Source organism: Leifsonia sp. 10L418, assembly GCF_056395445.1.
On record NZ_JBFTJN010000002.1, the window covers coordinates 183,184 to 195,405 of the forward strand.

Below are 12,222 nucleotides of genomic sequence, written 5' to 3' on the forward strand. Positions count from 1 at the left end.
AGAAGGATGCGACGAGCGCCTCAACCAGCGGCGCAAAGGTAGGATCATTGCATGGCGGTCACCGACGAAGCGATTCTCAAGATCAAAGAGATGATCATCTCCGGCGCGCTCGGTCCAGGTGACCGACTTCCGCCCGAAAAAGAGTTGAGCGAACGGCTCGGGTTATCCCGAAGCTCGATGCGCGAGGCCGTGAAGGCGCTTGAGGTCATCCGGGTGCTCGACGTGCGCCGCGGTGACGGCACGTATGTCACGAGCCTCGAACCACGCCTGTTGCTTGAGGCGATGTCCTTCGTCGTCGACCTGCACGACGACTCGTCGATCCTCGAACTCTTCGCGGTGCGACGCATCCTCGAACCGGCCGCCGCCGCTCTCGCCGCGGCCCACGTCACACCCGCCATCATCGACGACCTTCGCGCACAGATCGGATCTGTCGACGACTTCACCAGTGTCGAAGGCCTCGTCGCGCACGACATCGAGTTCCACGGCGCCATCGCCTCGGCGGCGGGCAACAGCTACCTGGCGAGCCTGATCGAATCGCTGTCCAGTCACACCGTGCGGGCCCGCATTTGGCGCGGCCTTACCCAGGAGAACTCGGTGCACCGCACCCTGACCGAGCACCGCATGATCGTGGATGCGCTCGAGCGCGGCGACGCGGAACTCGCCCAGGCACTCACCGTCGTGCACATTTCGGGTGTCGAGCAGTGGCTGCGCGACGCGGCCACCTCCGACTAAGACCGGTCCGCCGCGATCGTCGCGAGGCTTCCTTCGCCGAGCTTGACCCTTCCGGTCGAGTTTGACCGGTAGACCAGGCAAGCTCGACCGGAAGTGTCAAAGTCGGCGGGATCGGCTCACCCGGTCTCGACAGGCTCGACCAGCGGTGGCGGGCAGACCCTAGTTCGGCGGGATCGGCCCACCCGGTCTCGACAAGCTCGACCAACGGTGCGGGCGGATCCTAGTTCGGCGGACCCGCCTCCCCGCGGTCCGGCAGCTCTACGACATCCGACCCCGACCGCGGGTCGTGCTCGACGATCTCCTCGACGTCGTCGGTCGACACCCCGTCAGGCTCGGCGTTCTCCGTCATGAGTGCGCGCTCCGACGCATGCCGCGGATTCTCGGCCGCGATCAGGATGTCGATGGCCGCGGTCGACGGTTCGGGACTCGGCGTCAAGCCGGTCACCTGTGCACCCGGCGGCACGCCCGCCTGCACGCCGGACGGCACACCGGGCTGCCCGCTCGATGTCTCCGCCGGACGTGCTCCCCTTCGTCGGAACCGGCGGATCCAGCCCGGAGTCGCCACCATGATTCCCCGCTCCAATGATTCCTCGACCTCCAGGCCGTAGTAGTCGCCGATGTGATCGATGAGTTGGGCGCGTCTCGCGCGTTCATAGGCGCGGCGCTCTCGACTGAAGGCGATGACCGTCGACCAACAGATCAACAACATGATCACGCTGAACGGCAGAGCGATGATGATCGCCGCGGTTTGCAGAGCGAGCAAGCCACCGGAGAGCAGCAGCGAAATGGCGAGCAGCGCGGTGATCGCGGTGAAGAATGCGCGCACCGGCTTGCTGGGGTTCAGTTGCCCGCCAGTCGCGATCATGCCCATCACCAGTGCCCCGGAATCGGCCGAGGTGATGAAGAAGACGGTGATCAGCACGATCACGCCGATTGTGAGCGCCGACGACCCGGGAATATGCGCGAGCATTTCGAACAGCGCGCCCTCGACATCCACCGCGCCGTTTTCCCCGACCAGTGTTCCGGGGTTGGTCAGCTCGAGGTAGAGGGCGGTCCCGCCGAGCACGCTGAACCAGAGGATGCCGATGAGCGTCGGCACGATGATGACGCCGGTCACGAACTCCCGCACGCTGCGCCCCTTGGAGATGCGGGCGATGAAGATGCCGACGAAGGGGGCCCAGGAGATCCACCAGCCCCAATAGAACGAGGTCCACGAGGCCTGCCAGGCTTCACCGGCACTGCCGGTGAAGGCGTTCACGTTGAAGGCGAGGCTGACGAAGTTTTGAATGTAGGCGCCGATCGACTGCACGAACTCCCGCAGCAGAAATGTCGTCGGCCCGAACGCGAGCAGGTAGAGCACGAGGGCGCCGGCCAGGATCAGGTTGATGCTGGAGAGCCACTTCATACCCTTGGTGACACCGGAGAGCACCGACAGCAGCACGAAGAACGAGATCAGGATGATGATCACGACCTGCGAGGTCTGGCTCGGCGTCACCAGGCCGGCGGCATCCAGGCCCGCACTGATCTGCAGCACGCCGAGGCCGAGCGACGTCGCCACTCCGAACAGGGTTCCGACGAGGGCGATCACGTCGATGGCATTGCCCCAGCCGCCCTGCACGCGCTTGCCGAGCAGCGGCTCCAGGGCCCAGCGGATGGAGATCGGCCGTTTGCGCCGGTGAATCGCGTAGGCGAGCGCGAGCCCGACGATCACATAGATCGACCAGGCGTGGATGCCCCAGTGCAGGTAGGTCTGGGTCAGCGCCTGCTGTGCGAGTTGCGGCGGAGTCCCGGTCACTCCCGGCCGCGGGTTCGCGAAGTGGCTGAGCGGCTCGCTCACCCCGTAGAAGACCAGACCGATGCCCATTCCTGCCGCGAAGAGCAGCGAGAACCAGGCCATCAGCGAGAATTCGGGTTTGTCGTCATCGCGGCCCAGCTTGATGTCACCGAACCGGCTGAACCCGAGAAAGAGGCAGAACACGACGAAGAACGCCGTGATCAGCACGTAATACCAGTTGAAGGTGTTGACGATGCCGCTTTGAATCCCCTTGAAGAGGCTCTCCGCCGCGCCCGGCGCCACGAGGGCAAACGTCACGAATACGATCACGACCGCGGCGGCCGGCCAGAAGACCCAGCGTTTGAGTGTCGACGGCTTCGTTGTCTCGGCCATGATTTCAGGGTACGCAGTGTGCGTGCGTCACGACAGGGCCGTCAACGAGAAAGTGCCGGGGCGGATGTCCGCCCCGGCACTCATTCACACAGATCTACTCGTAGAGAACAGCGGCGATCTTCTCGTCGTTGATGTTGGTCTTGTCGTACCAGAAGAAGCCGGTGTCGATGGTCTTCGGGAGCTTCGTGCCCTTGATCGCCTCAACGGCGGCCTTGACGGTCTCGTAGCCGATGCCAACCGGGTTCTGCGTGATCGCGCCGGCCATCAGGCCGTCGTTGATCGCGTCGATCTGAGCCTTGCCAGAGTCGAATCCGACGATGGTGAGTTTGCCGGCCATGTCGAGTTCCTTGACAGCCTGCACAACACCGATGGCCGAGCCTTCGTTGCTGCCGTAGATGCCCTTGAGGTCCGGGTTGGCGGCGATGATCGCCTTGGCGAGGTCAGCCGACTTGGCCTGGTCTCCTCCGCCGTACTGGGTGTCGACGACGGTGATCTTGGGCTCGTTCTTCTCCATGTATTCGATGAAGCCGTCGCGACGGTCGACGCCGGTGACCGACGTCTGGTCGTGCACAACCAGGGCTACCTTGCCCTCGTGCCCGATCAGCTCGGCCATGTGCTTGGCGGCCTCGGCCGCGGCAGCCTTGTTGTCGGTCGACGCGGTGGTGACCGGGATGTCGCTGTCCACGCCGGAGTCAAAGGCGACGACCGGGATGTTCGCGTCCTTGGCCTGCTGCAGCAGCGGGCCCGCGGCCTGGCTGTCGAGGGCGGCGAAACCGATGGCGGCCGGGCCCTTGTCGAGAGCCGTCTGCAGCATCTGGATCTGCTGGTCGACATCCGCCTCGGTGTCGGGGCCTTCGAAGGTGATCTTCACGTCGAATTCGTCGGCAGCCTGTTCGGCGCCGGCCTTGACGGCCTGCCAGAACTGGTGCTGGAAGCCCTTCGAGACGATCGCGATGTATGGCTTGTCGCCGGATGCGTCGCCGCCGGTCGCGCTGGTGTCAGCCGAGCAGCCGGTCAGTGCGGCAGCGAGGGCGGTGATGCCCACCATTGCCGTGATGAGTTTTTTGTTCTTCATGTCTGCAAACTCCCTTGTTCGTAATGCTGGTCGATGATGCCGAGTGGTGCGTTGGGTACAGATGGTGTGCGGATAAGTCGGTGCGAGAGACAGCGGGAACCTCACGTTCGGGCCCGAACGCGGGAGTCTCGAGGGGTGAGGCCGGCCGGGCTAGTTGCCCTTGCGGCGCAGCATGTCGAGGTAGACGGCGATCAGGATGACGCACCCGACGGCGACCGACTGCCATTCCTGCGGAATCGACATGATCCGCAGCCCATTGGTGAGCACGGCCATGATCAGCGCTCCGATCACGGTGCCGACGATCGAGCCCTTGCCGCCGGCCAGCGAAGTTCCGCCGATCACCACAGCGGCGATAGCTTCAAGTTCGAGTCCCATGCCCCCGGTCGGCTGTGCGGAGCTGAGGCGCGAGGCGGCGAGCACGCCGGCCACGCCGACGAAGAGGCCGGACACCGTGTAGATGAGAATCTTCCACTTGGTCACGTTGACACCCGAGAGTGCCGTCGCCGACTCGTTGCTGCCGATCGAGTAGGTGTACCGCCCGAAGATCGTGCGGGAGAGCAGCACCGCTGCGATGACGATCATCAGCATGAAGATGGCCACACCGAGCGGGAATCGCATGCCCGGAATGATCGACAGGTTCATGATCGACTGAAAGTCGGGGTGCTCCTTGAAGTAGATCGGCTTGGTTCCGCTGATCACGAGGGCGAGGCCGGAAGCGACGAGCATCATCGCCAGGGTGGCGATGAAGGGCGGAATCTTCAACACGGCCACGTTGATGCCGTTGACGAAACCGATCAACGCGCCGAACAGGATGGCGCCGAGCACACCGGCCCAGATCGGCCAGCCCCAATAAGTCAAGAACACCCCGGCCATCACGCCGCAGAGGATCATTCCAGTGCCGATCGACAGGTCGATGCCGCCGGTGATGATGACGAAGGTGGTGCCGAGCGCCAGAATGCCGGTCACGGTCGCGGCGACCAGGATGCTGGTGATGTTCGAGCTGGTGAAGAAGTGCGGGCTCGCGAACGCGAAGAAGGCGACAATCAGGATAAGGCTGGCGAAGGCGAGCAGCTGCTGCACCTGACCGCGCAGTTTGTCGACGATGCCGGGCGACGCAACCTTCGGTGAGTCAACTCGCGGAGATTCGATGGTTGTCATGCCGTTACCAATCCTTCGGTCCGCGCACGGGTCGCGTAATCCATGATGTTTTCTTGAGTCGCGTCTGCGTTGTCAAGAATTGTGTTGAGTCGGCCTTCGCACATCACCGCGATGCGGTGGGACATGCGCAGAACCTCGGGCAGTTCGGAGGAGATCATGATGATGGCCTTGCCTTCAGCGGCCAGAGCGTTGAGCAGGGCATAGATCTCGTCTTTCGCCCCCACATCGATGCCACGGGTCGGCTCGTCGAAGATCAGGATGTCGCAGTCTTTGACCAGCCACTTGGCGATGACGACCTTCTGCTGGTTTCCGCCCGAGAGGTTCTTCACCAGCTGGTCGATCGACGGCGTCTTGATCGACAGCGCCGAAACCTGCTTCTTGGCCGTCGTCTGAATCGCGTCGGTCTTCATGAAGCCAAGCGCCGACGCGAACGCCGGCAGCGATCCGAGCGCGATGTTCTCTTTCACATCGCGTTCGAGCAGCACGCCGAGTGCCTTGCGGTCTTCGGAGAGATAGCCGATCCCGAGTCCGGCGGCGATCGCCGGGCTGCCGATCTGCACCGGCGTTCCGTTCAGTTCAATGCGTCCGGCCGTTTTCGGATCGGCTCCGACGATGGCCCTGGCCACCTCGGTGCGTCCGGCACCCATCAGGCCGGCGAAGCCGAGAATTTCGCCGCGGCGCAGCTCGAAGCTCACGTCGTTCAGCAGGTGCTTGGTCGACAGGCCGTTGACGCTGAGCACGACCTCGCCGCGCACATCCGCGCCCTGGGGCCGTGCCTCGCCGGTGATCTCGCGGCCCACCATGAGCGAGATGACCTCGGTCATGTCGGTGGCCTGGGTGTCAACCGTGGCGATGTACTGGCCGTCGCGCAGCACGCTGATGCGGTCGGAGATGACCTTCAGCTCGTCCATCCGGTGGGAGATGTAAATGACGCCGGTCTCCGGGGTCGTGAACCGTTCAATCAGCTCGAACAGGGTGGCCACTTCGGTGTCGTTGAGGGCGGCGGTCGGCTCGTCCATGATCAGCACCTTGGCGTTGAAGGAGAGCGCCTTGGCGATCTCCACCATCTGCTGGCGGGCCACGGTGAGCTCGCCCACTCGCTGGCGGGGGTTGAGCGCCAGGCCGAGGCGGTCGAACAGGTCTTGCGCCTTCTGGTTCAGCTCACGCTCGCTGAGGAAAATGCCGGCGCGACGCGGCTCCCGGCCGATGAAGATGTTCTGCGCGACGGTGAGGTCATTGGCCAGGTTGAATTCCTGGTGGATGATGCTGATGCCCAGTTCTTGAGCGTGGCGGGGGTTGTTGATCTGCAGCTTCTCGCCGTTCAGAAAGAACTCGCCCTCATCCGGGGTATAGATGCCGGAGAGCAGCTTCATCAAGGTCGACTTGCCGGCGCCATTCTCGCCGACCAGGGCGAGCACCTCGTTGTGACGTACGTCCAGGCGCACGTTCTGCAGCGCCTTGACGCCGGGAAAGCTTTTGCTGGCGCCGACGACTTGCAGCAGAGGGGGACGTTCACCCAGCTCATCCGTTAAGATCGGATGTATCACTGCGGTCACGATGACCCTCTTCCTTGAGATGTAGTTCGTTGGCAATACTAAGTATGGGCTGTCGGGGTGTCAATGCAGACATCGGATGCTTTGGTAACGGTTAGACATCAGATCTTTGACCTTCGAGTGCGGGGTCGCTGTTGTCCGTGTGAAAGACCTCTGGCAGTTGCTTCCACCAGTCTCCGGGCGCGCGATCCGCCACGGGACGCTGCAACGGTTCGCAGATCGCCCACCAGCGCTGGGTCGCCGGGTCGGCCGCCATCGCCGCCATGTCGCCTTCGTAGTCGTCGCCGACGTACTCCAGGTAGGAGAACAGCAGGTCGCCGTGACGGAAGATCGAATAGTTCGTCACGTTGCTGGCACTGAGGCGCGCGAGCACCTCTGGCCAGACTTCGGCGTGGAGTCGCTCGTACTCCGCAACGTTTTCGACCGGCAGGCCGATCACCGAGGCGATGCGTCGAATGGTCATACGGTGCCCCCTCGTGTGCCGGATGCGACGTCGAGTCGGTAGACCTCGGTCGCAGTGCCCGACAGTATGCTCGCCTGCTCGTCACGCGAGAGCTCACTGATCAGCGCGCTCTGCACGGCCCAGGTCGCCTGGTAGTCGCCGGAGAGTACGGTCATCGGCCAGTCGCCGCCGTACATCAGACGGGAGGGCCCGAATGCGTCGAGCGCGACATCACATACTCCGCGCAGCGCGTCGGGGGTGAACGGCTGGCCGTCTGCTCCGAGGCCGGAGAACTTGGCGACCGCGTTCGGCAGCGCGCTGGCGGCGCGCAGCTGGCGCTCCCACTCGGGGTAGGCATCCGTGCCGCGCGGCGGCTTGCCCAGGTGGTCGATGACCACCGTGAGCCCCGGGATGTCCCGTGCCACGTCGGTCAGGGCGCCCAGGTGCCGCGGCCACGCATTCGGAACGTCGAAGGCGAGCCCGCGGGCGGCGAGCAGGCGCAGTGAGTCGCGCACGCCAGGGAAGCTCAGAAAGTCGTCGCGCGGGTCGTCGTGAACGAGGTGGCGGATTCCGACGAACGCCGGATGCTGCTGCCAGAGATCGAGCGACGCCTCCGCCTCGGCGGGGTTCACGAGGTTCACCCAGCCGACGACGCCCCAGACCCAGGGGTTCGCAGTCGCGACGTCGAGCATGAACTGTGTGTCGACGAGGGAATCCTCGGCCTGCACCAGCACGGCACCCGCCATCCCCGCTGCATCCAGCTCCGCTTTCGCCTGCGCGGGCGTGAAATCGGCGTAGAGCGCACCGAACTCCGGCACGAGCCAGGCGTACTCGCCGACACTGCGGTCCCAGAGGTGGAGGTGCGCGTCGATGCGCGGAACGGGGGAACTCATGCCGGGATGAGCCCTTTCTCGGTGAGGCGATCCCAGAGTGCTTCGGGGATGTCCACGTTGATACGTTCGACGTTCTGACCGATCTGCTCTGCACGGCTGCCGCCGACCACGACGGTGCGCACGCTCTTCTCGCGCAGCGTGTACTGCAGCGCGGCGGCGGGCAGGCTGACGCCGAACTCGTGGCAGATCGCGGCGATCTGTTGCACGCGGGTGAGCAGTTCGGAGGGCACCTGACCGTATTCGTAGCGGTCGGTGGCTCCCGGGTTGTCGGTGGCGAGCAGCCCCGAATTGAACACCGAGGCGTTGACGATGCCGACGCCGTGCTCGCGGCAGGCGGGAATCACCTCGGCCAGCGCCGGCTGCTCGGCCAGCGTGAAACGTCCGGCGATCATGAGTAGGTTGATCAGGCCGGTGTTCACGCTCGCGAGCAGTGCCTCGGTCGTCATCGAACCGACGCCGATCGCGTCGACGATTCCTTCGTCGCGCAGAGCGGCCAGTGCCGGGATGCCCTCATCGATCCCCTGCGCCAAGTCGTAGCGCTCCGGGTCGTGCAAAAACAACACGTCGAACCGGTCGAGGCCCATGCGCTCGAGCGACTCGTCGACACTGCGACGGATGCCGTCGGCCGAGGCATCCCAGACGCGCTTCTGGTCGGCGGGCACCATGAAGCTGTTCTCGAGGTCGAGGGTTCCGATGCCGTCCGGGTTGGGTCGCAGCAGCCGGCCCACCTTGGTCGAAACGAGATATTCGCCGCGCGGCTTGGTCGCCAGGAACGCCCCGAGCCGGCGCTCGGAGAGTCCCAGGCCGTAGTGCGGCGCGGTGTCGAAGTAGCGCACCCCGGCATCCCAGGCGGCCTGCAGGATCTCGTGCGCCGCTTCATCCGTCATTTCGGCGTACATATTGCCCAGGTTGGCGGCACCGAACCCGAGGCGGCCGAAGGTCAGGTTAGACATGGGCAGCAGAAATGGAGGCAGAAGCATTTGACCCAAAAGCGTACTGGGCGCGGCTGGCGGCGAGCATCTCGGTGCCGGCGCCCGGCGCGATCGGGGCTTGGTAGGCGCCGTGTCGCATCGAGACGGGGGTGACGAAATGCTCGTGCAGGTGATCGACGAACTCGATCACGCGGCCCTCCGTCGTGGCCGAGACGGCGACGAAGTCGAACATTGAGAGGTGCTGCACCGCTTCGCAGAGGCCCACGCCGCCGGCGTGCGGGCAGACCGGCACGCCGAACTTGGCCGCGAGCAGCAGGATGGCGATGTTCTCGTTGACGCCGCCGACGCGGGTGGCGTCGATCTGCAGGATCTGCAGGGCATCGGCCTGCAAGAACTGCTTGAACATGACGCGGTTCGCCATGTGTTCTCCGGTCGCAACGGGGATCGGCGCGACGCCGCGGGCGATGGCGGCGTGGGCGAGCACGTCGTCGGGGCTGGTGGGTTCTTCGATCCAGGCCACGTCGAACTCCGCAAGGTGCGACATCCACTCGATGGCCTCATCGACGCCCCAGCGCTGGTTGGCGTCGGTGCCGATGCGAATGTCGGGACCGACGGCCTCCCGAGCCAGGCGCAGTCGACGGATGTCATCCTGCAGGTTGCCGCCCACCTTGAGCTTGATCATTCCGAAACCGTCGGCGACGGCCTCCTTGGCCAGGCGCACGAGCTTCTCGTCGCTGTAGCCCAGCCACCCGGGCGTGGTCGTGTAGCCGGGGTAGCCCTGCTCAAGCAGGATCGCTTCGCGCTCTGCACGGCCGGGGACGGCCGCCCGCAGGATCGCCAGGGCGTCGTCGGGGGTGAGCGCGTCGGTGAGGTAGCGGAAGTCGATCAATTCGACGATTTGCTCGGGGGTCATCCGGCTGAGCAGCTGCCAGAGCGGCAAGCCGGCGCGCTTGGCCTTGAGGTCCCACAGCGCGTTGACGACGGCGCCGATGGCCATGTGCATGACGCCCTTCTCCGGGCCGAGCCAGCGCAGCTGGGAATCCCAGACGAATTCGCGCCAGGTGGCGCCCATGTCAGCGAGCAACTCTTCGACGTTGCGGCCCACGAGGTGGGCTGAAAGTGCCTGGATGGCGGCGACCTGCACGTCGTTGCCGCGGCCGATGGTGAAGACGAATCCGTGACCCTCGAGACCGTCGTCGGCATCGGTGACAATGCGCACGTAGGCGGCCGAGTAGTCGGGGTCGAGGTTCATCGCGTCCGAGCCGTCAAGCGAGGTCGACGTCGGAAAGCGGATGTCGCTGGTCTGCAGCGCGAGAACGGTAGTCACAGAAGAATCTCCTTGATTGGGCACCTTGAGCCTAAACATCCGATGTATAGAATGTCAATCGTGCCCTCAGACACGATTTCCTAGGAATCGACGGCGGGAAGCGTCATTATTGTTCTGACGTTCCGGGCGTTCCGAGCGCTGCTATGTGATCCAGAGAAGAGAGTTGACGCATGAAGTTTGCCCGCCTCGGCCCGATTGGCCAGGAGACCCCGACCGTGTTTCACGAGGGGCGTCACTACGATCTCTTGACGCTCACCGCTGACATCGATGGCGACTTCCTCGCCTCAGACGGGGTCGAGCGCGCACGCGTCGCACTGGAGGCCGGCTGGCTGCCCGAGATCCCAAACGCCGACGCCCTCCGGGTCGGAGCACCGATTTCTCGCCCGAGCGCTGTCATCTGCATCGGCATGAACTACGCGGCGCACGCCGCCGAATCCGGTTCGCTGCCGCCTGAGATTCCGATCATTTTCTTGAAGACGCCGAACACCGTCGTCGGCCCCAACGACTCGGTCGAGATTCCGCCGGGCAGCACCAAGACGGACTGGGAGGTCGAGCTCGGCATCGTGATCGGTAAACGTGCCTCCTACCTCGATTCGCCCGAGGACGCCCTCGAGCATGTGGCCGGCTTCGTCACCGCCAACGACGTCTCGGAGCGCGACTTTCAGATGACGGTCTCCGGCGGCCAGTGGTCGAAGGGCAAATGCGCCCCCGGCTTCAACCCGACCGGCCCGTGGCTCGTGACGCCCGACGAGGTCGACTTTCAGAACCTCTCGCTGAAGAGCTGGGTCAACGGCGAGATCCGTCAGGACTCCACCACCGCCGACCAGATCTTCGACGTGAAATTCATCATCTGGCACCTCAGCCAGTACCTCGCCCTGGAGCCCGGCGACCTGGTGCTCACCGGCACGCCAGAGGGCGTCGCCCTCTCCGGCCGTTTCCCCTACCTCGCAGCCGGAGATGTCTGCGAGATCGAAATCGAAGGTCTCGGCCGTCAGCGCCAGGAATTCGTCGCACACGAGAAGGCAGCACAATGAGCGAGCAGTTGGGTCAGCAGGGTCAGTCGGGTCAGTCGGGTCAGTCGGGTCAGTCGGGTCAGTCGAGTCAGTCGAGTCAGTCGGGCCGGGAGTTCGACGGTCTCGTCGCCGTTGTCACGGGTGGCGCATCGGGAATCGGAGCGGCGATCGCCACCCGGCTGGCCGACGCCGGCGCATCCGTCGCCGTGCTCGACCTGCAGCCTGAGGCCGCGGATGCGGCGCACTTCGCCGTGCAGGCCAACGTCGCCGACGACGCCTCCGTGCGCGCGGCCATCGCGGCGGTTGGCGAGAAGTTCGGCCGGATCGACGTCGTGATCAACAACGCCGGCATCGGCGCCATCGGCACGATCGCCGACAACGACGACGACGAGTGGGCCCGCGTGTTCAGCATCAACGTCACGGGCATCGCCCGGGTGACGCGTGCCGCGCTGCCCTGGTTGCTCGCGTCACCCGCCGCATCCGTCGTCAACACCTCGTCGATCGCTGCGACCGCCGGGCTGCCCGCGCGGGCGCTGTACACCGCGTCGAAGGGCGCCGTCTTGTCGCTCACCCGCGCGATGGCCGCCGATCACCTGCGTGAAGGCATCCGGGTCAACTGCGTGAACCCCGGCACCGCCGACACCCCGTGGATTGGCCGGCTTCTCTCGCAGGCTCCCGACCCCGAGGCCGAGCGGGCGGCGCTGAACGCGCGTCAGCCGCACGGCCGCCTGGTCGAGGCCGCCGAGGTGGCGGATGCCGTGGCCTACCTGGCGAGCCCGCGTTCGGGTTCGACGACGGGGGCGTCGATCGCGATCGACGGAGGAATGCAGAACCTGCGGTTGCGTCCGGAGTAGCTCGAATGGGGGTCTCGGCCGAGTCGGTGGTCGAGCTTGTCGAGACCCCGCACGCCAATCCTCAGACGCAAGCCCG

11 protein-coding genes are annotated in these 12,222 nt (G+C 65.1%); 3 read left to right on the top strand and 8 right to left on the bottom strand.

Annotation, left to right across the window (positions count from 1 at the left end):
- Positions 1-51 precede the first annotated feature (51 nt).
- Positions 52-732, top strand: coding sequence for a FadR/GntR family transcriptional regulator (locus tag AC1DCF_RS04255; RefSeq protein ID WP_441790559.1), 681 nt, complete (start codon positions 52-54; stop codon positions 730-732).
- Between the two features lie 220 nt (positions 733-952).
- Here AC1DCF_RS04255 and AC1DCF_RS04260 read toward each other — a convergent pair whose 3' ends face one another.
- The 8 genes from AC1DCF_RS04260 to AC1DCF_RS04295 form a co-directional block, all read right to left on the bottom strand.
- Positions 953-2,899: a BCCT family transporter gene (locus tag AC1DCF_RS04260; RefSeq protein ID WP_477209956.1), complete on the bottom strand. Its 1,947-nt coding sequence runs from the start codon at positions 2,897-2,899 to the stop codon at positions 953-955.
- 94 nt (positions 2,900-2,993) lie between these two features.
- Positions 2,994-3,974 carry a substrate-binding domain-containing protein gene (locus AC1DCF_RS04265; protein WP_477209957.1) on the bottom strand — a complete coding sequence of 327 codons (981 nt, stop codon included), beginning with the start codon at positions 3,972-3,974 and terminating at the stop codon, positions 2,994-2,996.
- Positions 3,975-4,124: 150 nt separating this feature from the next.
- Positions 4,125-5,132, bottom strand: a complete 1,008-nt coding sequence (locus tag AC1DCF_RS04270; protein ID WP_441790562.1) for an ABC transporter permease — start codon at positions 5,130-5,132, stop codon at positions 4,125-4,127.
- Positions 5,129-6,688 carry a sugar ABC transporter ATP-binding protein gene (locus tag AC1DCF_RS04275; protein WP_477209958.1) on the bottom strand — a complete coding sequence of 520 codons (1,560 nt, stop codon included), beginning with the start codon at positions 6,686-6,688 and terminating at the stop codon, positions 5,129-5,131. Before AC1DCF_RS04275 ends, AC1DCF_RS04270 begins: the two co-directional genes overlap by 4 nt.
- Positions 6,689-6,779: 91 nt before the next feature.
- Positions 6,780-7,148 carry an L-rhamnose mutarotase gene (locus AC1DCF_RS04280; RefSeq protein WP_477209959.1) on the bottom strand — a complete coding sequence of 123 codons (369 nt, stop codon included), beginning with the start codon at positions 7,146-7,148 and terminating at the stop codon, positions 6,780-6,782.
- Positions 7,145-8,020, bottom strand: coding sequence for an amidohydrolase family protein (locus tag AC1DCF_RS04285; RefSeq protein WP_477209960.1), 876 nt, complete (start codon positions 8,018-8,020; stop codon positions 7,145-7,147). The genes AC1DCF_RS04280 and AC1DCF_RS04285 overlap by 4 nt, the downstream gene beginning before the upstream one ends.
- Positions 8,017-8,973, bottom strand: a complete 957-nt coding sequence (locus AC1DCF_RS04290) for an aldo/keto reductase (protein WP_477209961.1) — start codon at positions 8,971-8,973, stop codon at positions 8,017-8,019. The genes AC1DCF_RS04285 and AC1DCF_RS04290 overlap by 4 nt, the downstream gene beginning before the upstream one ends.
- Complete coding sequence (locus AC1DCF_RS04295) at positions 8,966-10,279, bottom strand: L-fuconate dehydratase (RefSeq protein WP_477209962.1); 1,314 nt, start codon at positions 10,277-10,279, stop codon at positions 8,966-8,968. The genes AC1DCF_RS04290 and AC1DCF_RS04295 overlap by 8 nt, the downstream gene beginning before the upstream one ends.
- A gap of 170 nt (positions 10,280-10,449) precedes the next feature.
- Between AC1DCF_RS04295 and AC1DCF_RS04300 the strand changes: the two genes are divergently transcribed.
- Both AC1DCF_RS04300 and AC1DCF_RS04305 read left to right on the top strand, forming a co-directional pair.
- On the top strand, positions 10,450-11,313 hold the full coding sequence (locus tag AC1DCF_RS04300; RefSeq protein ID WP_477209963.1) for a fumarylacetoacetate hydrolase family protein: 864 nt from the start codon (positions 10,450-10,452) through the stop codon (positions 11,311-11,313).
- On the top strand, positions 11,310-12,146 hold the full coding sequence (locus AC1DCF_RS04305; protein ID WP_477209964.1) for an SDR family NAD(P)-dependent oxidoreductase: 837 nt from the start codon (positions 11,310-11,312) through the stop codon (positions 12,144-12,146). Before AC1DCF_RS04300 ends, AC1DCF_RS04305 begins: the two co-directional genes overlap by 4 nt.
- Positions 12,147-12,222: the final 76 nt, after the last annotated feature.